The following is a 20,757-nucleotide window of genomic DNA, read 5'->3' as shown; positions in this document are numbered from 1 at the left end:
TTTCCGTAACCCAGTGCCGTGAGTCCCATGCAGCCATCCAATATCGACAGCGACCTCACCCACAGCAGCCTACGCGGCCAGTTCTTGATCGCCATGCCCGGCATGCAGGACCCACGCTTTCACCAGGCCGTGGCCTTTATCTGCGAGCACGGTGCCGAGGGCACCATGGGTATCGTCGTCAACGCCCCAAGCAAGGTGACCTGGAAAGAGGTGTTCGAACAGCTGTCACTGGAGGACGCCAGCCTGCGCGGCGATGAGCCGGTCTTGGTGGGCGGCCCCGTGGCACAAGAGCAGGGCTTCGTTCTGCACGGGCGCGGCATGCAGTTCGCCTCCACCGCGGAAGTGTCTGACGAGATCAGCCTCACCGCCTCCAAGGACATCATCGAGTCACTCGCCTGCGGCCGTGGCCCGGACGATGTTTTGCTGGCACTCGGCTACGCCGGCTGGGGACCGGGACAACTGGAACAGGAGATCGCGGAAAACGCCTGGCTGACCCTGCCCGCGGTGCCGGAAATTCTGTTCGCCACCCCCTGGGACAAGCGTTGGCAGACGGCCGCCGCCCGCCATGGCATCGATCTTTCAGGTATCGGCACCCAGTCCGGACACGCGTGAGCAGACCATGAGCAAACCTCTCACCGCCCTTGCCTTCGACTTCGGCACCCGCTCCATCGGTCTCGCCTACGGCCAAAGCCTGACCGGCAGCGCCCGCGAGCTGGAGCCGCTGCCCGCCAAAGACGGCAAGCCCGATTGGGATCAGGTACAGCGCATCGTGAAAGAATGGCAACCACAGGTATTACTGGTAGGCCTGCCGTTGAATATGGACGGCAGCGAGAGCGAGTTTGGCGCACGCGCGCGCAAATTCGGCCAGCGGCTGCACGGCCGCCTCGGCCTGCCGGTGGAATACGCCGATGAACGCCTCAGCACTCGTGCTGCCAAGGACGAAGCCCGCGAGCGCGGCCACCGCGGTGACTACGCCAACCAGCCGGTTGATTCCATCGCCGCACGCATCTTCCTCGAGGACTGGCTGCGCCAGCAGTCCGACTAGCTAGAGAAGGACTAGAGAGCAGCTAGCCCATTCCCACCAGCAAACTGTTAGACTTGCGCGCAAATTTCCAACAGACCTGATTTGCGCACATGTCCGATTCCACTGCCTCCCCCATCAAGACTATCCGCATTGCCACCCGCGAGAGCGCTCTCGCCCTGTGGCAGGCCAATTACGTCAAACAGCAGCTGGAACTACACCACCCCGACCTCAATGTGGAGCTGCTGCCACTGACCAGCCGCGGCGACCAGTTGTTGGATATTCCGCTGAGCAAAGTGGGCGGCAAGGGCCTGTTCGTAAAAGAGCTGGAAAAAGCCATGCTGGAAGGCCGCGCGGATATCGCCGTGCACTCCATGAAGGACGTGCCCATGGAGTTTCCCGAAGGCCTGCACCTGCCAGTGATTTGCGAGCGCGAAGATCCGCGCGACGCCTTTGTAAGTAATCACTACGCTTCTCTCGAAGCGCTCCCCAAAGGAGCGGTGGTGGGCACCTCCAGCCTGCGTCGCCAGTGCCAGGTACTGGCGGTGCGTCCGGACTTGGAAGTGAAATTCCTGCGCGGCAACGTAAATACCCGGCTGGCCAAGCTGGATGCGGGCGACTACGACGCGATCATTCTCGCTGCCGCCGGCCTGCTGCGCCTGGAGATGCGCGAGCGCATCGCCGCGTTTATCGAGCCGGAAGTCCTGCTTCCCGCCGGCGGCCAGGGCGCCGTGGGTATCGAGTCCCGCCGCGACCCCGCTTTGGAGGCTCTGCTCGCCCCCTTGCACCACGCCGACACCAGCCACCACCTGGTCGCCGAGCGCGCCATGGTGCGCCGCCTCAACGGCAGCTGTCAGGTACCCATTGGCTGTTACGCAATTTTTGACGACAGCAGCAAGAGCACGCTGTACGTCCGCGGCCTCGTGGGCAGCCCCGATGGCGCCACCATGCTGAGCGATGAAGTGCGCGGCGACGTGGCAGACGCAGAAGCGCTCGGTACCCGTCTCGCCGAGCAGTTGCTGGAAGCGGGTGCCGACAAGATCCTCGCCGCCATCTAAATTCGCGACTGGCCTCAGAGCACAACTATCCAGAGCACGACGATGGACCTCGCCGGAAAACGTATCCTGGTCACCCGCCCCGCTCACCAGAGCGCAGGGTGGAGCGCGCTACTGCAGTCTGAAGGTGCGGTGGCCGACTGCATACCACTACTGGATATCGAACCGATCGTGCAGGGGGACGGCGCCCAAGCCATCAAAAACCTGATCCTGGATTTCGACCAGTTCGATCACGCCATATTTGTCTCCCAGAACGCCGTGCAATACGGCTTCGACTGGCTCGACAACTACTGGCCGCAGTTGCCCGAGGGTCCTCGCTATTACGCCATTGGTGCCGCCACTGCCCGCGCCATCCGCACGCGCGGCGCAATGCCCGAGACGGGTAACACCGGCGAGCTAGATGACAGCCCGAGCAGCACCATGGACTCGGAAGCGCTGCTGGCCCTGCCGTCACTGCAGCATCCACAGGGCGAGCGTGTGATTCTGTTCCGCGGCCAGGGCGGCCGCACCCTGATTGGGAGCACCCTGGAAGAGCGCGGCGCACGACTGGATTACTGCGAGCTTTACCGACGCACGTTGCCAGCCGAGGCCACCGAGCAGGTACGCAACTACCAACACACCCCCGACGCAATCACCGTGCACAGCGGCGAAACCCTGGACAACCTGCACCGGGTGATCGAATCCACCGGACGCCCGGCCCTGCGCCATGCAGTGCTTATTTGCCCCAGTGATCGGGTCGCCGCCAATGCCCGCGCGCTCGGCTTCCCATACGTGCACGCCGCCATCAACGCTGGCGACACCGGCATGCTGGCCGCACTGAAAGATGCTCTGGCCGCCGACCATTCCTGATTTCACGCCATAGTCGGTAAAAAATTTCATTTCCGCGCCATAGTCCGTATAAAGAACGGCTGCAGTCGCTATAATTTGGCGACAAAATTTCTTTCAACGTTTGCGGCAATCTCCGCCGCGCTTTTACCAAAGCGGCACATGCGGTTCTGCAACCGTTGGAAACGCAGGTGCCAAGCGCACCCCGGCATCCATTCTGAGCAAGCGAGTTCATGAGCGATAAAAAAGCCCCACCGTCCTCCAACCCGGAAAACAGTGGCGATAACAAAGCCGCGGACAAGAAACTACCCCAGGATGTGCCGGTGGTGACCGAAAAAGCAGAACCCAAAAGCAACTTCGCCAAGGCGGCACAATCGACCGGCAAAGACACTGGTAAAGACAAAGGCAAGGGCACAGACAAGCCCGCGAGTAAATCCGCGTCCGGGTCAGCCAAGAAACCACCCCAGGCGCGCACCGCCCAAAAAGGCCGTGGCTGGACCTGGTTCTGGCTACTGATACTGTTCTTGATCGCCGTCGCCGTTGCTGCCTGGTACCTGCTACCCGGCGTACGCCAGCAGGTGGGGCAGCACCTGCAATCACTGCCAGTAATCGGTGAGTATTTCTCCTCCCGCGACCCGATCACCGTGACGGCGCCTGCGCAAAGCACCGCAACTGGCTCCGCTGCGCAGAGCGTTACCGGTAACGACACCCAATCGCCAGCCGACACCGCCACGGATTCTCAGTCCGGAGCCGCAAGCGCAACCCAGCAGCCCCCGGTTCCCGAACAACCCATGCTGCAGCCGGGGGAATCGCGCCCCACACCAGATGACGCGAATTCGTCGCCAGCAACACCCATGGGCACATCACCGGTTCCGCCGCAGCACCAGAACGCACAAATGATCAGTGAGTTGCGTCAGCAACTTTCCCAGCAAAACCAGCAGCTTTCGCAACAGAGTCAGACCATCCAGCAGCTGCAACAGCAGCTTGCGGGTCTGCAGCGCAATGTAACTGCCCAGGGTGCCCGCCTCAGCCAGTTGGGCAACGCCAGCCGCGAAGACTGGCAACTGGCCGAAGCCGATTACCTGCTGCGCCTCGCCAACCAGCGCCTGATGCTGGAGCAGGACAGCCGCGCCGCCCTAGGTCTGCTCAAGGAAGTGGACACCATCGTGCGCCAGGTAGATCTGCCGGATCTCTATGGCGTGCGCCAGCAGCTGGCGCGGGACATTACCGCGCTCAAACTGGTGGAGAACGTGGACCGCGAGGGAATCTACCTGCGCCTGCGCGCGCTGGAAGAACAGATGGTGAAGCTCAATATCCAGCCCCAGTTCGATCTTGCCAAACGGGATGCAGCCGCTGCCCAGACCCAGGCAGACAATACCGAGGTAGGTGAGGACCACTTCCGCTCCAGTTGGGACAATTTCGTAAATTTCCTCAGAGGCTCGGTGCGCATACGCGACGGTGAAGTGGACCCGGTACTGCTCTCCCCCCAGAGCGAAACCCGCTTCCGTCAGAGCCTGCGCCTAAACATGGAACAGGCAGAACTGGCGGTGCTACGCGCCGACGAGACCGTGTTCAAGGATTCCATCTCCCACGCCCGGCAGCTGCTGCTCGACTACGGCGTGGACAACCCCCAACGCCAGGTGATCCTGCGCGAGCTGGAAGAACTCAGCCAGGAAAAAATCAGAACAGAACTGCCCAACCTCAGCGCCTCGCAAAGTGCCCTGCGCAATTACATCGAGCGGATGCACAAGGTCTCCTCGGGGCAGTCCGACGACAGCGGTAACGGAGGCAGCTTCCAGTGAAACGCTTCCTTTTCTTTACCCTGCTATTGCTGCTCGGCGGTGCATTCCTGGCGGAGGCCATGCGCTCATACCCGGGGTACTTACTGCTGACCGTGGGTGGCGACGCAGGCAAACGCATCGAGATGAACCTGTGGGTGGCCATCGGCGGGCTGGTGCTGGGTATCCTGGCGCTGTTCCTCGCCATCTGGCTGCTGCGCAGTCTCGCCCGCGCCATCGAGGGCAGCGTCAGCCGTATCCGCTTCGGTCGCAGCCGGATGGCTCGCCGCCGCCTTACCAACGGCCTGGTGGAGTACATGGAAGGCAACTGGGCGCGCGCCCGCCGCCTGCTGCTGAAAAGCGCCGCACGCTCGGATGCACCCATCATCAACTACCTGGCCGCCGCACGCAGCGCGTTTGAACTGGGCTACCGGGATGAGGCCAACGAACTGCTGGCAAAAGCCGAAGCCACCGGTGACGACACCCAACTCGCCGTCGCTATCAGCCAGGCACGTATGCAACTGCTCGACAAACATTACGAGCAATGCATCGCCAGCCTTCAGCGCGCCATGCAGGAGGAACCCAACCATCCCGCACTGCTGCAATTGCTGCGGCAGGCCTACTACCACATCGGTGAATGGAACGGATTGCGAGAGCTGTTACCGCGCCTGGAAAAGCACGGCACCATGCCGGAGTCCCAGCTCCAGCAACTGGAGCTCGAGGTCTACCAGAACCTGCTGCGCGAAGCGGCCAATCGCAAAGACCGGGAAAAGCTTCGGGAAGTCTGGCAGAGCCTAAACGGCCGCTGGCAGCGCAACATCGAGCTGCGCAACCTCTACGGCGAGATGCTGCACAAAGTGGGTGACGACACCGAAGCGGAAAAACACCTGCGCTGGATTCTGAACCGGGAGTGGCGCGGTGACACTGTGCGGCTCTATGGGCACCTCACCGGCGCCGACGCCAACCAGCAGCTGTCCGTGGCCGATGGCTGGCAAAAAGAATACGGGGAAAATGCGGACTTGCTGACCTGCCTCGGCCGCCTGTGCCTACGCAACGAAATCTGGGGCAAAGCGCGGCAGTATTTTGAAAAAAGCCTGCTGCTGCGCTCCGACCCAGTTACCTCTGCGGAACTCGCCAGGCTCCTGTACGCACTAGGGGAAAAGGAGCAGGCCGCGCGCCTTTACGAACAAGGTCTTTTGCAGGCAGTTTCCGACCTGCCCCAACTGCCGCTGCCGGACCAGGGCACTGGCATGCTCAGCACCAAAGCATCCTGAAGCGCAGCTCAGCCACCCCCCGTTACGGCTGCCCGGCGCAAACCTTGTAAACGAACAATGGCTAGCGGTAAAACACCGCCAGCCATACCTTTGTGTTCCATCGGTCCATCCAGCTCAAATGGCGTCGCTGCTCAGCCACGGATATTCAGGTAGTATCCCACATGCAGCGCCACGTCCTCCTCAGCGAAACAAGGTAACCATATGAAGCTCGGGTGTTGGGTTATTTCATTAAATGAACAGGACCCTCAAACGCAAGAACTACTTTCATCTCTGAAATCTCACGGACTAGACCCCAAGCTTTCTCCAGCTGTGGATGGGCGCAAAATGATGCCTAGCTTACAAGGTGATGAATTTCTCGATGAAAGCGAAGCTAAGATCCGTCATAAGCGTTCACTCACCTCGTCCGAGCTTGGCTGCTATCTGTCCCATTACCGAACAATCAAGCTGGCTTACGATCACGGATACGACCGGGCTTGCATCATGGAAGATGACGTGCTTTTGGAGCCCGACTTTGGCACGTGCCTAAAAAAATTGCTCGATCTGCCCGATGAGTATGAAATGATTCGCCTGATGGCGCTGAAGATACGCAAGCGTAAAATTGTGGCCCCACTGTTTGAGGACCGTCAGCATTTGCATGAAATTGTTCGACCCGAACGCGGCTGGTGTGGCACTCAAGGATATGTGCTCTCTCGCCCCGGCATGAAGAAGATTTTGGACTTTGCTTCTAATATCTATGAACCCATAGATAAATTATACGACCATTTCTTTGAGTTTGACCTGCGACTATTTGGTATAGAACCGCACCTAATTTATGAGCGCATCTGTAGCTCCACTATTTCGAGGACACCAAAAAAATTACCGAAAATGAGGCTCCATGAAAAAATCAAATTTCAAATTTACAAAGCGTATCGAAGTCACATCCGACACTCCTACCTGAAAAAACATGCACAAGAATTCTATCCATGCGGGCTACCAGAGACTCGCACCGGCAACACCATACGAATGAAGTGAGATAGAGGAAAGTAAAAGGCTAGGCTAGTTAAGGTGTAGCAAGTCATACACACAATTTCATTGCCGGCGACAGCGTCCGGCAATGAAATAAGCATGATTTTTCAGTCTCAATTTTGAGCGGTCACAAGGCACTCAGCCGCCGCGGCCACCCGGCCCCATGAAATACCAAATGATCAGGCCGATTATCGGGAACACCAGTACAAGTAATACCCACACCAGCTTCTTGAGACCGCTCGCAGAACTCTGCACAATCTTGATGATGGCGTAGATATCCGCGATCAGAATCAGTAAACCTAACAATCCCTCCATAGGACGAGCCTCCCGCTACGTTTGAATTGGAAAACGACAGTATAGTTACCAGCCAGGTCAATCCACCCGCTTCCAGACTTCAAATTCAACCCGCTCGCCATCATCCCAACGGGCATTGCGCCAGTACTCGCCATCCAGTTCAGCACTAAATGAAAACTGCGCACCGGGCTTCTCACCAAAAGAATTGAACTTCAGCTCTTCCACATAGCGGCCTTCGTTAAAGCTATAGGTGCCAGAACCCGAGGCCCAAAAGTCATCACCTTTCATTGACGTAAAACTGAAATGCGAGCCAGAGATGATCTTTAGAGACCTCAAGCCGATTTCATCGTAAGCGATCATTTCGCCGTGCTCGTTTTTGTACTCGCCGCTGACGAGTTCCCACACACCCTCGACATCAGTAGAGTGAGCGCTGACTGAAAAAAAACATACACCAAAAAAGATGTGAATAAAAAACTTCATGCTGACACCAAGCAAATTTAAAGAACGATAGAAAACAAAAAATAAGATCATTGAAAATGAAGACTAATATCGACATCCACTCTGGAAACTCCAGCCAAACATCACCGGCGAACTTGACCAAGTAACGGGGGCCATAACCCAACCTCCCAACCACTCATACACACGCTTCAATTTTTGACTTTAATAAGCCTGATGCGTCGCTACATTAGCGAACAAAATGCTCACAGATATTTAAATAATACTGAAGCCAAGCGACAAAAACTGGATCGACTAACAATATTTCGTCGGCTCAAATTACGCTCATGCAATTTTGCATTGTCCGAGTTTAAGAATTCCTAAAAATCCCACTAAGCCAAAGACCAACTCAAATATTTATTTCCCACGCTGTAATTAGCATAAAATTTATGGTGGTCACACAAGTGGCGTTAACGATAAGAACAACATCGCATAGGCTATGCTAAGCACAGAAGATAACTTCCGAATATAGTAATTTACTTTCTAAAAAGACCTAATCTCTTAGCTAGACACAGGTACCAGTGGTGTCACCCCACACCAATTCTCAAGGCGTACCCAGCAAAGAATATACCTCATCAAGCTGCGCTCTTAGGATTGCTCGTAATCGTACACCGAACTCCATTAAGTGTATTTCGGCTACGACTAACCCAGCAGGTTGCTGAATTAATTCTGGATGCGCAGCTGATTTAACTGGACACATAGACAGAACAACACAGCTTGGAGGCTTCGTCCGACATATTACTTACTTAATCGAGTTTCTTGCTGACGGCGCAGAGTGAAATTCACGCACTTATGCCATCTTAGACGCTGGATTTATCTGCAGTCGAAAACTTGTTGCATTCTTAATTGAGGTATTTTTCATAGCCCGCCTGCACCAGCGCCTCAACAACCTCGCCATAGTTGACAATATGCTCACGGGGATCTTTGGAAAGGATCTTTTTTTGCGATGACGATACCTTGATATCCTCCACCCCTAAAAACTCGAACAGATCAGAATGCGTCTTCTCCAAAGTTTCAGCGTTTAGGAGATACTCTTCGTAGTCCACTGCTGCCACCCTCGCTACTGGAATACCCTCGACAATTTTGTCTCCCGCTTCCTCCTCTTCTCTGTAGCATTTTATGCTCGTCAGAAGATCCTGAACATCAATCGTGTATTTATTGCTCTCCAAAGGTAGGCTTTCGGCTTTAACCACACCAGATTTTTGCATATTCAATAGTGAAAGGTACCTACTGAAGTGATTTCTGCGAGTTAGATAGATAACCTTGATATCGTCCCTTGTATGCAAATAATTTCCCAATCCACGTTTATCAAGTAGAAAAACGAAATCTTTCATCCCAAGACTTTTGATAGAGGGTTTTCTTTTGAAGTTTATCTCACTCCCTCGCCTAAAATGGCTGATCGCAGATACCGCCTGAGCCGAATAAAACAACGCGTCACTTGAATACAGCGTATCCAGAAAATCCGCCAAACTTCTCCCTGTCTTTTGGTACAGAGAAAATAGACGATATGCCAGAGTCCAATCCCCCAACACCTCCCCCAAATTAACCAGCGAAGGGTGTTTATTCAGTGTGTTCGCTAAAAAATTACTGCCACTTCTTCCATGAGTAAGGATGAAATGTTTATCCATATCAAGCTCTCCATTTTTCAATCACTAACTGTAGATTCACATTGAACCTCAGCCTCTTGAAAATCCACTAAACCAATGCCTTTGAAACTGCCAAATCGCAGAGACGATTTCCCTCACCGTCACTTATTTTCAAAAGACTCGGCAACAATACCAAAGACGCCAATGCTAACAAGTTTAGAGGCTAGAACGCTTACGCTGATAACCTCCACATTCCCTAGCCATAATATTGTACTGAATCTCTCCGCCGGAAACGTAAAAAAATATGCGGCCTGTCAATCTAGACACCCGAAGTCAGTTAAAATAAGAGTCACCAACCTCCACCTCTGATTACCACACATTCTTGATTAGACGATCGAATTCAGAGTTAAATGTTAAGGAATCGCTTATAATTTCGGCAAGAACCCATTTCTTGCCAGCACGCCATTATAAAAAGAACACAAATATCAATAGCTGAAATTTCATTTTCTGAGTGTTACGTTTTATATCTAGCTCTATTTTCTGATGAATATGATTACCGTGAAAAGTCTGAAGCATGCGCACGCGATGGAAAGTAATTTGGGTGGCATTCTCGAAATTCGGGTAAATATCGATGAGTAGAGCCCCTTAAAATGTGATTGACATGGCGCTTAGGGCAACATTTATCTGATAAATCTTCTTACAGCTCGCCGAATGAACGTCTTGAAACTGCACCCAAATCACACAACAATTATACTATTTGGAAAAATATATAGTACAGACTCATAAAACTAATTCGGTACACTCGAAACGAGCTCACTTCCCGGTTGATGAGTTAAATAAATTAGACCTAAGGCTTTATCAGACTACTTTTCCGGTAAAAGCTTAAACACTATAAGCGAATATGTGATTTAAATTTAGCGTACATCCGTACCGGCAGACTCGACTGATCAGCTTGGGGCCATACTCTTATTGTCGTTGGCGGTAGAGGGAAGACTTACCCACGTTTAGTAGACACCCTGTATAGTTAGGTTTCGGCCTAGCACGGAGGTGTATTATGATTATGAGTAAGAAAAGAGCTCAGGCGTATACGGAAGAGTTTCGCAGGGAGGCTGTCAAGCGGGCCGACAAGCCCGGTGCTACAACTGCCTCAGTAGCTCGAGAGCTGGGTGTGAGCGCTCAGCAAATCTACAACTGGCGACGACAGTTCAATCGGCTCTCTGAAAAGCAATTCAATAGCCTGGATGGGGCTGATTACTCCAAGCAGGAGAGTGCTGAAGTACGCAAGCTGAAGAGAGAGCTGCATGAGGCTCGCCAGGAGGTCGAGTTTCTAAAAACGGCAGCTGCGTCTTTGCGAACCACCAAGAGTAAAGTACGCACTGATACGTGAGCATGTAGGGTTTTTCCCAGTCAGCTTGATGTGTCGGTGTTTAGAAGTATCTGCTTCAGGGTATTGAGCGGAGAGCCCGCGGCCTATCCGTAAGAGGTATGTTGCCGAGAAAGTAAGGGACACCTTCAAAGCCTTCAAGGCACGTTATGGTGCCCCCCGGATCACTCAGGAGCTGGTTGAGGCAGGGATACCCTGCTCAACCAACTATATCGCCGGAATCATGCATAGGGATCATATCCGAGCGAGGAGCGGCAAAGGATTTCGCTATAGCCGGCCGGTCAAGAGCAGGATCAACGTTTCCGCCAACCTGTTGAAACGGTGCTTTCAGGTTGATCGGCCAAATCGACGCTGGACCAGCGACATCACTTACATCTGGGCCCGGGACCGGTGGTTGTATCTGGCGGTGGTCATGGACCTGTACTCACGTCGAATAGTGGGTTGGGCACAGGACTCGCAAATGACAGAATTGCTCACGCAGAGAGCCCTGAAGATGGCGCTGGGGCAGAGAGAGTCGAGGCCTGGGCTGATTGTGCATTCGGATCGAGGGGTGCAGTATCATGCTCAGTGCTACCAGGACATGCTCCTGGCCAACCATTGCCGTCCGAGCATGAGCCGTCAGGCCAACTGCTGGGACAATGCTGCGATGGAGTCGTTCTTCATTCGTCTGAAGGTTGAGCTGGTGTATGCGATGAACTTTGAGAGTATCAGTCAGGCGAAGTCTTAGGTGTTCGAATACATCGAAGTTTTCTATAACAGAGTACGTAGGCACTCTACACTGGGCTACGTAAGTCCAGCAGAGTATGAGCGCAGGTGCACGTAATTATGGTGTCTACTGTTTGTGGGTAAGACCAAGGGCTAACAATACAAATTTGGAGCCGATATCTAGCGATGCCAACCTCAGGAATAAATCAACCTCATTCCGTAATAATCTTAATCGATCAGCCTCCGACGATCATGCGATTGCCACTACCACGTTCAGTCATGGCGCGTTTTAAAACTGACATTTGGCAATTGCGCTCCATCGACCGCCCATTTTTTTAGATCTCAATGCGGAACCAGACCTCGTCATTGGATATTTTGACTAATCTCCATCGGCGCTTGTGCACCAGAGGCTTCCGTTCGGGATTTTCGGCTGTTAGGCTTGCTGTTGCACCACTGTGATTTCCTCTGAGGTGTATACACTACTTTCACAATTCGATTCGCCCTCCTTGGCGTTTTTCGTCGGGCTATTTACAGCCCCAGGTCACTCCAGAATTCATCAATTTTCTTCGTCACTTCCGGATCTTTTACGATCGGGCGTCCCCACTCCCTTGTGGTTTCACCTTCCCATTTATTGGTCGCGTCGAAACCGATTTTGGAGCCGAGGCCGGAGACCGGGGAGGCGAAATCCAGGTAATCAATCGGGGTGTTTTCCACCATGACGGTGTCACGTGCAGGATCCATGCGGGTGGTCATCGCCCATATCACATCGTTCCAGTCGCGAGCATTGACGTCTTCGTCGGTGACGATGACGAACTTGGTGTACATGAATTGCCGCAGGAAAGACCACACGCCCATCATCACCCGCTTGGCGTGGCCCGGGTATTGCTTTTTCATGGTGACCACGGCGAGGCGGTACGAGCAGCCTTCCGGGGGCAAATAGAAGTCCACAATTTCCGGGAACTGCTTGCGCAGAATTGGTACGAATACTTCGTTCAGCGCCTCTCCCAGCACTGCGGGCTCATCCGGTGGACGGCCGGTGTAGGTGCTGTGATAGATCGGGTCTTTGCGGTGGGTAATCTTCTCGACCGTGAATACGGGGAAGCTATCGACTTCGTTGTAGTAGCCAGTATGGTCGCCGTAGGGGCCTTCATCGGCCATATCGTCCGGGTAAATATAGCCCTCCAGTACGTATTCCGCGCTGGCCGGCACCTGCAGATCACTGAGCTTCGCTTCCGCCACTTCGGTTTTGCCACCACGCAGCAGGCCGGCGAAGGCGTATTCGGAGAGGGTATCCGGCACCGGGGTGACCGCGCCGAGGATTGTGGCCGGGTCGGCACCGAGGGCCACAGCGACCGGGAAGGGTTCGCCTGGGAACTTTTGCTGCCATTCGCGGAAGTCGAGAGCGCCGCCGCGGTGGGAGAGCCAGCGCATGATCAGGCGGTTCCTGCCGATCAGCTGCATGCGGTAGATGCCGAGGTTCTGGCGCTTCTTTTCCGGCCCCCTGGTAATGACCAGCGGCCAGGTGACCAGCGGTGCAGCGTCGCCAGGCCAACAGGTCTGGATTGGCAGCTTGGTGAGGTCGATGTCCGCGGTATCGATTTCATACTGCTGACAATCGGCCTTGCTGACAACCTTCGGGCCCATGTTCATCACTTGTTTGAAGATGGGCAGCTTTTCCCACGCATCGCGCAGGCCTTCCGGCGGTTGCGGCTCCTTCAGGAAGGCGAGCAGTTCGCCCACTTGCCGCAGTTCGCTGACGGACTCGCGCCCCATGCCCAGCGCAACCCGCTCGGGGGTGCCAAACAGGTTGGCAAGTACCGGGGTGTCGTAGCCGGTAGGGTTTTCAAACAGCAGTGCAGGGCCACCGGCGCGCAGCACGCGGTCGGCAATTTCTGTCATTTCCAAATAGGGGCTGACGGGGTGTTTGATGCGTTTTAGCAGGCCGCGCTTTTCCAGTAGACGGATGAAGTCGCGCAGGTCTTTGTATTTCATGTTTTACCGGTCGACGAGAATTTCGACGGCCAGTGTAAAACAGTCACGACAAAATAGGGAATTGCACCGCGCCGGGAGGCGTGATGTTGTAGCGGGAGAGAGTTTTGAACAACCCGCAGCAGTTGAGGCGCTGCGGGCTGCCGTGCTTCTAGACGGTAAAACGTGTCTTAGAAGCGTGGGCGACGCGGACGGTCACCACGGTCTTCGCGCGGTTTGGCTTCGTTAACACGGATGTTACGGCCAGACAGCGGCTGGTCATTCATTTCTTCGATTGCCTTACGCGCTTCGTCGTCGTTCGGCATTTCTACGAAACCAAAACCTTTAGAACGGCCAGTTTCCCGGTCAGTGATTACAGTAGCCCGGGAGATTTCACCGAACGCACCAAATGCTTCGTGCAGTTCGTCAGAGGTTACGCCGTAGGCCAGATTTCCGATATAGATATTCACAAAAAAGTCTCACTAGAGTCAGTGGGCTGTCGAGCAATACACAAATGGCAACCAGCTCCACCGAGTTCACCATTTGAGACTGATCCTGAATCGCTCGACTTCCCAGCCGCGCGGGACCAATTCGGGACAGTGTTGAAATACTGTTCAACACATCAATGTTGGCCTTTATATGCCTATCGCAATGCCTTTTCAACTGAATTCGGCGTAATTTCGCGCCTGATTCGTCGCATTGCAAAAATTGTCCTCAAGATGCAAAAAAGGCCTGCATCTTGCGCAGGCCCTTATTGTGTATCGGAATTATTTCCGTTTCATGGACAGGAAGAATTCGTCGTTGGTCTTGAAGTCCTTCAGCTTGTCGATGAGGAATTCGGTGGCAGCGAGGTCTTCCATATCGTGCAGCAGTTTGCGCAGGATCCACACTCTCTGCAGCTCGCCCTCCGGCATCAGCAGCTCTTCGCGACGGGTACCGGAGCGGCGCACATTAATGGCCGGGTAAACGCGCTTCTCGGCGATCTTGCGGTCCAGTTGCAGCTCCATGTTACCGGTGCCCTTGAACTCTTCGAAAATCACTTCGTCCATCTTCGAGCCGGTGTCTACCAGCGCGGTGGCGATGATGGAGAGGCTGCCGCCCTCTTCGATGTTCCGCGCAGCACCAAAGAAGCGCTTCGGGCGCTCCAGAGCGTGTGCATCCACACCACCGGTGAGCACCTTGCCGGAGCTTGGTACGGTGGTGTTGTAGGCGCGTGCCAGACGGGTGATGGAATCCAGCAGGATCACCACGTCTTTCTTGTGTTCTACCAGGCGCTTGGCCTTTTCGATCACCATCTCTGCCACCTGAACGTGACGGGCCGGCGGCTCGTCGAAGGTGGAGGCAACCACTTCGCCGCGCACGGAGCGCTGCATCTCGGTCACTTCTTCCGGGCGCTCGTCGATCAGCAGTACGATCAGGTGGCACTCCGGGTTGTTGCGGGTGATGGCCTGGGCCATGTTCTGCAACATGATGGTTTTACCCGCTTTGGGCGGTGCAACAATCAAACCGCGCTGGCCTTTGCCAATTGGCGCCACCAGGTCGATGATGCGGCCGATCAGATCCTCGGAGGAGCCATTGCCGCACTCGAGACCAAGGCGGTCATTCGGGAACAGCGGCGTGAGGTTCTCAAACAGGATCTTGTTGCGCGCATTTTCCGGCTTGTCGAAGTTGATCTCGCTGACCTTCAGCAGTGCGAAGTAGCGCTCACCTTCTTTGGGGGGACGGATCTTGCCGGAAATGGAGTCGCCGGTGCGGAGGTTGAAGCGGCGGATCTGACTGGGAGAAACGTAGATATCATCGGGGCCTGCGAGGTAGGAAGAGTCGGCAGACCGCAAAAAGCCAAACCCGTCCTGAAGAATCTCCAACACCCCTTCGCCGTAGATATCTTCGCCGCTTTTGGCGTGGCGCTTGAGGATATTGAATATGATGTCCTGTTTGCGCGAGCGGGCGAGGTTTTCGAGCCCCATGCCCTTGGCAATTTCAATCAGCTCTTCAATAGGTTTGGTTTTTAATTCAGAAAGGTTCATACCAATTGCTTTATTTAGGTTTCTTCTGTCATTTGGCGCGGACGCACCGGAATTTTTTGCGGGGGGATTTGAAAGTTCGATGTTGATAATGCCCGTATCGACTGGTCGCCGGATAAGCTGACCGCACGCTACTCACTAAATCACAAGCAAAAACACACGCTTGAATACAACTTGAACACAGATAACCGCTCACATTGGCACACTAGGCTTGGCAAAAAGTGCCAGAGGGGAAATCGTTCAACTTGAGGAGTTTGCGCCGGAGAGGCTGTGACGACAGCGGGGTTGGCGACTTGGCTCAGGTCTGGACTGAACAGTTACTTTGATTACTAGGCAGTATAACGGCACTTCGGCATCCTGCAAGGCCTATTTTTTGGGCAGATTAAGCCACCATTGCAGTTGCCGGAAACGACACGGGGCGCCCCCCGGTTGATAGGGGGCGCCCCGCGGGAGCCAGATTAGATCTGGCTGTCGATAAACTCGGTCAGCTGGGCGCGGGACAGAGCGCCTACCTTGGTGCCTTCCACGTTGCCGCCCTTGAACAGCAGCAGGGTCGGGATACCGCGCACGTTGTATTTGGCCGCGGCCTCCTTGTTGGCATCCACGTCCACTTTGACGATTTTCAGCTTCTCGCCGTAGTGGCCGGCCAGATCTTCCAGGACCGGGGCGATCATCTTGCACGGGCCGCACCATTGGGCCCAGAAGTCCACCAGTACCGGGCCGTCGGCCTTCAGTACTTCGCCTTCAAATTCTGCGTCGGTGACGTTGACGATGTTCGCGCTCATAGTGCTTTCCTGTGGTTCTGTTTCTTTGGGCCTAGCGGCTGCGCGGGCACACATGAAGCGGCTGCGCCGGCAAACATAATAAGTACCGCCCGCAGGCCCCGCAAGGCAAATGGTCTCGCCACCGTTGACCTTTACAGGCAACCGTTGGCATTTGGGCGTATATGAGGGCCCGGGGGCGCTTTTCAAGGGGTGGATTTGGCCGTCAGGCCCAATCTGCTCAGCCTGCCCCAAGAAACCGCTGCAGAATCTCGTCTACATAGTCATAGCCAAAGGCTGTGGTAGCGATATTTGGACCCAGGGGCTCCACCAGCTCCATTGCCTGCAGCCGCGGCCATTCGCGCTCGAGGACCGATAGCGGAAGCCCGGTGTAGGCGGTGAAACTCGCCGCGGGCACCCCGGCTTCCAGCCGCAGGGTGTTCATCAGGAACTCCAGCGGGCGCTCAGCCGCAGCCACATCGTTTACTTTGGGCAGCGGGAACTCCACGCCGCCTTCCCCCAGCGCACAACCCAGCGCAAGGTAGTCTTTGGGCGTGCGTGTGCGCTGGGTGCGGATGATGCGGTCGCTTTCCGGCAGGGTAAATTTGCCGTGGGCACCGGCGCCGATGCCAATGTAATCCGCGAACGACCAGTAATTGAGGTTGTGACGGGAGGCCAGCCCGGCGCGGGCGTAGGCCGAAACCTCGTAGCGGCCATAGACCTCACCCGCCAGATAGGCGCGGCCAGCGCGCTGAATAGCCGCAATCTGCTCGGACCCGGGCGTCACCGGCGGTGCGGAGTAGAACGCCGTGTTCGGTTCAATGGTGAGCTGGTACCAGGAAATATGCTCGGCACCCAGCTCCACGGCGCGCTTAAGATCCTGCAACGCATCGGCTTCGCCCTGCCCCGGCAGGCCGTGCATCAGGTCGATATTGATATTGTCGAATCCCGCCGCGCGCGCCTGGGTCGCGGCTGTCTCGGCCTCCGGACCGGAGTGAATGCGCCCCAGGTTCTGGAGCTGCAGCGGATCGAAGCTCTGCACACCAATCGACAGGCGATTGACCCCGGCGCTGTGGTAGCCGGCAAACTTCGCCTGCTCGAAGGTGCCCGGATTGGCCTCCAGCGTGATTTCGATATCCGGCTCAAAGCCCACCAGGGATTCCGCCAGATTCAGGATCCGCTCAATTGCCAGTGGCGAAAAAAGGCTTGGCGTGCCGCCGCCAAAGAAGATTGAGCCCAGCTTGCGCTCCTGTACCCAGCCAAGCTGGCTGCGCAGGTCCCGCTCAAGCTGGTCGACATACTCTGCCTCGGGTAACTGGCTCTCAGCGGTCGCGCTCTGTGCACTGATATGCGAGACAACATGCGAATTAAAATCGCAGTAGGGGCATTTGCGCACACACCAGGGAATGTGCACGTAGAGGCTTAGTGGGGGCAGTCGCAGAGGGAGGGTATCGGTGTTCAAAGGCATCGGCTCAAATCACCTTCTTGCCGCTATCCGCATGGCGCTGCTTCTCTGGTAGCACCATTTCCTCGTGCCACAGCTGTTCAAACTTTTTCACCGCCTGCGCGCGGTGGCTGAGGCGGTTTTTCACCTCTCGCGGCAGCTGGGCCGAGGTGAGCTTTTCCGAGGGCACATAAAACAAGGGGTCGTAGCCAAACCCCTGGTCGCCGGCTGGCCGGGTGAGAATTTGCCCGGACCAGTGTGCGGTACAAACCAGAGGCACCGGGTCATCTGCGCTGCGTACAAAGGCGAGCGCACAGTGGAAGGCAGCGCTGCGCTCTTTCGCGGGCACATCCTCGAGTGCCTCGAGCAACTTGCGATTGTTGTCCTCGTCACTGGCACCAGCGCCCGCATAACGGGCCGAGTAGATACCGGGAGCACCACCGAGCGCATCCACCGCAAGGCCGGAATCGTCCGCAAGCGCAGGCAGGCCGCTGGCGCGGCTGGCGTGACGCGCTTTTATCAGGGCATTCTCGATAAAACTGAGGCCGGTTTCATCGGCCTCCTGCTCGAGGAAATCCGATTGCGGCAACACGGCGATTTGCCAGCCGGAAAACAGTTGGGAAAATTCCTTGAGTTTGCCGGCATTACCGCTGGCAAGAACGATTTTGTCCATGACCTGAATCCAATAAAGTCACAAGAAAGAAGCGGGAATGTTCTGCGTCCAAAACAAAAACAGCGGGCTCACGCGGCCCGCTGTAACGCATTGCGAAGATGGCTAATCAGTTCTTGTGCAGCTGCCGACGGAAGGTGAGCTGCTGGGTGCTGCCGTCCGGCAGAACCAGGTCGATATTGAACGTCAGGTTTTCTTCATTCTCGAACCGGAACGGTGCCAGGTAGTAAACCGCCTTGTTGTCGCGAATCTCCTGAAAATCGAGGTTGCGCGACTGCTGGATCAGGTTGGTGGCATTGCCGGATACACCGGCACTCGTACCCATGGTATCTCCCGCCTTACTCACGGAGATATTGACGAAGGCACGGTCCCCTGCACGTACCAGGTTGTACTGGCGTGCGATTTCCGGAGAGATAAAATCACTGTTGAACACCGAGTAGGTTACCCGGTAGTCGCCAAAAGTCTGGTGATTCTCAATGATCTTTGCCCCTTGGGCCGCAGTCGCCGCTGCCCAGAACAACAGCGCAATTGAGATAAATGCAGCAAACAGACGTTTCACAGCGTTCTCCTTAAAGTTCTGAAACCGGCCCCCTCCCTGAGAGGCGGCGCGTTCAACAACCATCTACCCTTATATTAGCGAGTTAGATGGTAAATCGCCGTTTCTCCGAAAAGATTCGGCAAAAAATCCTTCAAAACCCCGGAAACCGGGGACTCAGAGACTACTTGCCGGTGCAGGATTTTCCAGCTGTGTTCACGGCAAAGCACCTCAAAGTCTTTGAAAGTACAAAAGTGAATATTGGGCGTGTCGTACCATTCGTACGGCAATAAGTCGGAAACCGGCATGCGACCCGAAACTGCCAGGTGCCAGCGCGCCTTCCACTGACCAAAGTTGGGAAAGGTAATAATGCACTCGCGCCCCACTCGCAGCATTTCTTCTACCACCAGGTGCGGGAAGCGCAGGGTCTGCAACGCCTGGGTCATCACTACGGTATCGAAACTCTGGTCAGCGAAGTTCTTCAGGCCGTTGTCGAGGTTTTGCTCGACCACGTTCACCCCGCGCTCGACACACTTCTGGATCTCTTCCGGATCAATTTCCAGGCCGTAGCCACCGACCTGTTTTTCTTTTCCCAGTCGCTCCAGTAACGCGCCATCACCACAACCAAGATCAAGCACCCTCGTTGAAGGCGCAATCCAGTTATGGATGATGTCGAGGTCTTTACGCATCATGCCGGCACCTCACTTTTCTTCCCAGCGCTCTGTACACCGTTCTCTTCACGGGCAACGTTGTTCATGTAGGCCGCAAACAGGTTTTCGTAACGTGCATTCGGTAACAGGAACGCATCGTGCCCCATGGGCGATTCCACTTCGGCGTAACTCACAGGAATATTTGCGTGCATCAGCGCGTCGGCAATTTCCCGCGAGCGCTCCGGCGCAAAGCGCCAGTCGGAGGTAAACGACACCAGGAAGAATTTGCAGCGGGCATTGGAAAACGCCTTTACCGGATCGTCCTCGTACTCGCGTGCCAGATCAAAATAATCCAGTGCGCGGGTCATCAGGATGTAGGTATTCGGATCAAAGCTGCTGGAAAAGGTATCGCCCTGATAGCGCAGGTAACTCTGCACCTGGAATTCCACCAGTTCTTCCACACCTTGCTCAAACGTACCCGAGCGCAGTTCGCGGCCAAATTTTTTGCCCAGGCCATCATCGGAAAGATAGGTGATATGCCCGATCATCCGCGCCACTGCCAGGCCGTGGCGAGGCAGGGTTTCCTGTTCCAGATAGCGGCCATCGCGAAAATCCGGGTCGGATGTGATGGCCTGGCGCGCAGTTTCGTTGAACGCGATATTTTGTGCGGACAGTTTCATTGCTGAGGCAATGACCACGCAGTGGCGCAGCCGCTCTGGATATTCCAGCGCCCAGCGCATTGCCTGCATACCGCCGAGGCTGCCGCCGACCACTGCAGCCCACTGCTGAATACCGAGGTGATCCGCCAACTGCGCCTGACTGTGCACCCAGTCCCGCGCGCGCAGCGGCGGAAAATCCGGACCCCAGGGCTTGCCGGTCTCGGGGTTGATCGAGGTGGGTCCGGTAGAACCGTGGCAGCCACCGAGATTATTCAGCGCCACCACAAAAAACTTGTCGGTATCGATGGGTTTGCCGGGACCGATGTAGTGATCCCACCAACCCGGGCGCTTGTCGTTTTCGCTGTGATAGCCGGCGGCGTGATGATGCCCGGAAAGCGCGTGACAGATGAGTACGCCATTGCTTTTGTCGGCGTTCAGGGTGCCGTAGGTTTCATACACCAGTGTGTATTCATCCAGTACCCGGCCACAGGCCAGCTTGAATGGGCCGGGAAAGGTGTGGCTTTGCGGCTCGACGATGCCGACAGAATTGGCGGGCAGCCCTGTCGGCTTTCCTTTTTGAGGAGGTTGCGCTTCCGTGGTCAAAATCTTTCGCATGTCGTTGCT

22 protein-coding genes are annotated in these 20,757 nt (G+C 55.5%); 10 read left to right on the top strand and 12 right to left on the bottom strand.

What is annotated here, in order from left to right; genetic code table 11:
- Window positions 1-27 precede the first annotated feature (27 nt).
- The 7 genes from LC059_RS14770 (at window position 28) to LC059_RS14740 (ending at window position 6,964) form a co-directional block, all read left to right on the top strand.
- Window positions 28-612 (top strand): YqgE/AlgH family protein, encoded by a 585-nt coding sequence (locus LC059_RS14770; RefSeq protein WP_226704636.1) that lies wholly within the window; start codon window positions 28-30, stop codon window positions 610-612.
- A gap of 7 nt (window positions 613-619) precedes the next feature.
- Window positions 620-1,045, top strand: a complete 426-nt coding sequence (gene ruvX, locus LC059_RS14765; protein WP_226704635.1) for a Holliday junction resolvase RuvX — start codon at window positions 620-622, stop codon at window positions 1,043-1,045.
- An 89-nt stretch (window positions 1,046-1,134) separates the two neighbouring features.
- Window positions 1,135-2,079, top strand: coding sequence for a hydroxymethylbilane synthase (gene hemC / locus LC059_RS14760; RefSeq protein WP_226704634.1), 945 nt, complete (start codon window positions 1,135-1,137; stop codon window positions 2,077-2,079).
- Between the two features lie 42 nt (window positions 2,080-2,121).
- Window positions 2,122-2,925 carry a uroporphyrinogen-III synthase gene (locus LC059_RS14755; RefSeq protein WP_226704633.1) on the top strand — a complete coding sequence of 268 codons (804 nt, stop codon included), beginning with the start codon at window positions 2,122-2,124 and terminating at the stop codon, window positions 2,923-2,925.
- A 209-nt stretch (window positions 2,926-3,134) separates the two neighbouring features.
- Window positions 3,135-4,703 (top strand): uroporphyrinogen-III C-methyltransferase, encoded by a 1,569-nt coding sequence (locus tag LC059_RS14750; RefSeq protein WP_226704632.1) that lies wholly within the window; start codon window positions 3,135-3,137, stop codon window positions 4,701-4,703.
- Window positions 4,700-5,953 carry a heme biosynthesis HemY N-terminal domain-containing protein gene (locus LC059_RS14745; protein ID WP_226704631.1) on the top strand — a complete coding sequence of 418 codons (1,254 nt, stop codon included), beginning with the start codon at window positions 4,700-4,702 and terminating at the stop codon, window positions 5,951-5,953. The genes LC059_RS14750 and LC059_RS14745 overlap by 4 nt, the downstream gene beginning before the upstream one ends.
- 201 nt (window positions 5,954-6,154) lie before the next feature.
- Window positions 6,155-6,964 carry a glycosyltransferase family 25 protein gene (locus tag LC059_RS14740; protein WP_226704630.1) on the top strand — a complete coding sequence of 270 codons (810 nt, stop codon included), beginning with the start codon at window positions 6,155-6,157 and terminating at the stop codon, window positions 6,962-6,964.
- A gap of 132 nt (window positions 6,965-7,096) precedes the next feature.
- On the opposite strand, the gene LC059_RS14735 is transcribed toward LC059_RS14740, so the two are convergent.
- From LC059_RS14735 to LC059_RS14725, 3 genes are all read right to left on the bottom strand, one after another.
- Window positions 7,097-7,273 (bottom strand): PLDc N-terminal domain-containing protein, encoded by a 177-nt coding sequence (locus tag LC059_RS14735; RefSeq protein WP_226704629.1) that lies wholly within the window; start codon window positions 7,271-7,273, stop codon window positions 7,097-7,099.
- Between the two features lie 57 nt (window positions 7,274-7,330).
- Window positions 7,331-7,732 carry a hypothetical protein gene (locus LC059_RS14730; RefSeq protein WP_226704628.1) on the bottom strand — a complete coding sequence of 134 codons (402 nt, stop codon included), beginning with the start codon at window positions 7,730-7,732 and terminating at the stop codon, window positions 7,331-7,333.
- Between the two features lie 857 nt (window positions 7,733-8,589).
- A complete protein-coding gene (locus LC059_RS14725; RefSeq protein ID WP_226704627.1) occupies window positions 8,590-9,375 on the bottom strand; it encodes a sulfotransferase in 786 nt (261 codons plus the stop codon).
- Between the two features lie 1,018 nt (window positions 9,376-10,393).
- Here LC059_RS14725 and LC059_RS14720 point away from each other — a divergent pair.
- The 3 genes from LC059_RS14720 (at window position 10,394) to LC059_RS18140 (ending at window position 11,540) form a co-directional block, all read left to right on the top strand.
- Window positions 10,394-10,720: a transposase gene (locus LC059_RS14720; RefSeq protein WP_226704626.1), complete on the top strand. Its 327-nt coding sequence runs from the start codon at window positions 10,394-10,396 to the stop codon at window positions 10,718-10,720.
- An 85-nt stretch (window positions 10,721-10,805) separates the two neighbouring features.
- Window positions 10,806-11,444, top strand: coding sequence for an IS3 family transposase (locus LC059_RS14715; RefSeq protein WP_226704803.1), 639 nt, complete (start codon window positions 10,806-10,808; stop codon window positions 11,442-11,444).
- Complete coding sequence (locus LC059_RS18140; RefSeq protein ID WP_226704625.1) at window positions 11,445-11,540, top strand: IS3 family transposase; 96 nt, start codon at window positions 11,445-11,447, stop codon at window positions 11,538-11,540.
- Between the two features lie 410 nt (window positions 11,541-11,950).
- Here the strand turns inward: LC059_RS18140 and ubiD are convergent, their stop codons facing one another.
- From ubiD to metX, 9 genes are all read right to left on the bottom strand, one after another.
- Entirely contained in the window at window positions 11,951-13,414 is a 1,464-nt protein-coding gene (gene ubiD, locus LC059_RS14705) for a 4-hydroxy-3-polyprenylbenzoate decarboxylase (RefSeq protein ID WP_226704624.1), read from the bottom strand.
- A 167-nt stretch (window positions 13,415-13,581) separates the two neighbouring features.
- Entirely contained in the window at window positions 13,582-13,860 is a 279-nt protein-coding gene (locus LC059_RS14700; RefSeq protein WP_226704623.1) for an RNA recognition motif domain-containing protein, read from the bottom strand.
- 297 nt (window positions 13,861-14,157) lie between these two features.
- Window positions 14,158-15,417, bottom strand: coding sequence for a transcription termination factor Rho (gene rho / locus LC059_RS14695; RefSeq protein WP_043319751.1), 1,260 nt, complete (start codon window positions 15,415-15,417; stop codon window positions 14,158-14,160).
- Window positions 15,418-15,872: 455 nt separating this feature from the next.
- Window positions 15,873-16,199, bottom strand: coding sequence for a thioredoxin TrxA (trxA, locus tag LC059_RS14690; RefSeq protein WP_226704622.1), 327 nt, complete (start codon window positions 16,197-16,199; stop codon window positions 15,873-15,875).
- Window positions 16,200-16,416: 217 nt separating this feature from the next.
- Entirely contained in the window at window positions 16,417-17,643 is a 1,227-nt protein-coding gene (hemW, locus tag LC059_RS14685; RefSeq protein ID WP_226704621.1) for a radical SAM family heme chaperone HemW, read from the bottom strand.
- Between the two features lie 4 nt (window positions 17,644-17,647).
- Window positions 17,648-18,292 (bottom strand): RdgB/HAM1 family non-canonical purine NTP pyrophosphatase, encoded by a 645-nt coding sequence (gene rdgB / locus LC059_RS14680; RefSeq protein ID WP_226704620.1) that lies wholly within the window; start codon window positions 18,290-18,292, stop codon window positions 17,648-17,650.
- 106 nt (window positions 18,293-18,398) lie between these two features.
- Window positions 18,399-18,848, bottom strand: coding sequence for a DUF4426 domain-containing protein (locus LC059_RS14675; protein WP_226704619.1), 450 nt, complete (start codon window positions 18,846-18,848; stop codon window positions 18,399-18,401).
- Window positions 18,849-18,922: 74 nt separating this feature from the next.
- Window positions 18,923-19,513 carry a methionine biosynthesis protein MetW gene (gene metW / locus LC059_RS14670; RefSeq protein ID WP_226704802.1) on the bottom strand — a complete coding sequence of 197 codons (591 nt, stop codon included), beginning with the start codon at window positions 19,511-19,513 and terminating at the stop codon, window positions 18,923-18,925.
- The gene (gene metX, locus LC059_RS14665; RefSeq protein WP_226704618.1) at window positions 19,513-20,748 is read right to left on the bottom strand and encodes a homoserine O-succinyltransferase MetX; all 1,236 of its coding nucleotides are present in this window, start codon (window positions 20,746-20,748) and stop codon (window positions 19,513-19,515) included. Before metX ends, metW begins: the two co-directional genes overlap by 1 nt.
- Window positions 20,749-20,757 lie beyond the last annotated feature (9 nt).

The organism is Microbulbifer elongatus (genome assembly GCF_020524885.1).
Taxonomy (GTDB): domain Bacteria; phylum Pseudomonadota; class Gammaproteobacteria; order Pseudomonadales; family Cellvibrionaceae; genus Microbulbifer; species Microbulbifer elongatus_A.
Note: the sequence above shows the minus strand (reverse complement) of the source record. Positions and strands in the feature narration are given on the sequence as shown.

Excerpts from the sequence above, each read along its gene's own strand:
- LC059_RS14770 (WP_226704636.1), top strand. The coding sequence starts at position 28 with ATGCAGCCATCCAATATCGACAGCGACCTCACCCACAGCAGCCTACGC.
- ruvX (WP_226704635.1), top strand. The coding sequence starts at position 620 with ATGAGCAAACCTCTCACCGCCCTTGCCTTCGACTTCGGCACCCGCTCC.
- hemC (WP_226704634.1), top strand. The coding sequence starts at position 1,135 with ATGTCCGATTCCACTGCCTCCCCCATCAAGACTATCCGCATTGCCACC.
- LC059_RS14755 (WP_226704633.1), top strand. The coding sequence starts at position 2,122 with ATGGACCTCGCCGGAAAACGTATCCTGGTCACCCGCCCCGCTCACCAG.
- LC059_RS14750 (WP_226704632.1), top strand. The coding sequence starts at position 3,135 with ATGAGCGATAAAAAAGCCCCACCGTCCTCCAACCCGGAAAACAGTGGC.
- LC059_RS14740 (WP_226704630.1), top strand. The coding sequence starts at position 6,155 with ATGAAGCTCGGGTGTTGGGTTATTTCATTAAATGAACAGGACCCTCAA.
- LC059_RS14735 (WP_226704629.1), bottom strand. The coding sequence starts at position 7,273 with ATGGAGGGATTGTTAGGTTTACTGATTCTGATCGCGGATATCTACGCC.
- LC059_RS14730 (WP_226704628.1), bottom strand. The coding sequence starts at position 7,732 with ATGAAGTTTTTTATTCACATCTTTTTTGGTGTATGTTTTTTTTCAGTC.
- LC059_RS14725 (WP_226704627.1), bottom strand. The coding sequence starts at position 9,375 with ATGGATAAACATTTCATCCTTACTCATGGAAGAAGTGGCAGTAATTTT.
- LC059_RS14720 (WP_226704626.1), top strand. The coding sequence starts at position 10,394 with ATGAGTAAGAAAAGAGCTCAGGCGTATACGGAAGAGTTTCGCAGGGAG.
- ubiD (WP_226704624.1), bottom strand. The coding sequence starts at position 13,414 with ATGAAATACAAAGACCTGCGCGACTTCATCCGTCTACTGGAAAAGCGC.
- rho (WP_043319751.1), bottom strand. The coding sequence starts at position 15,417 with ATGAACCTTTCTGAATTAAAAACCAAACCTATTGAAGAGCTGATTGAA.
- trxA (WP_226704622.1), bottom strand. The coding sequence starts at position 16,199 with ATGAGCGCGAACATCGTCAACGTCACCGACGCAGAATTTGAAGGCGAA.
- hemW (WP_226704621.1), bottom strand. The coding sequence starts at position 17,643 with ATGCCTTTGAACACCGATACCCTCCCTCTGCGACTGCCCCCACTAAGC.
- rdgB (WP_226704620.1), bottom strand. The coding sequence starts at position 18,292 with ATGGACAAAATCGTTCTTGCCAGCGGTAATGCCGGCAAACTCAAGGAA.
- metW (WP_226704802.1), bottom strand. The coding sequence starts at position 19,513 with ATGCGTAAAGACCTCGACATCATCCATAACTGGATTGCGCCTTCAACG.
- metX (WP_226704618.1), bottom strand. The coding sequence starts at position 20,748 with ATGCGAAAGATTTTGACCACGGAAGCGCAACCTCCTCAAAAAGGAAAG.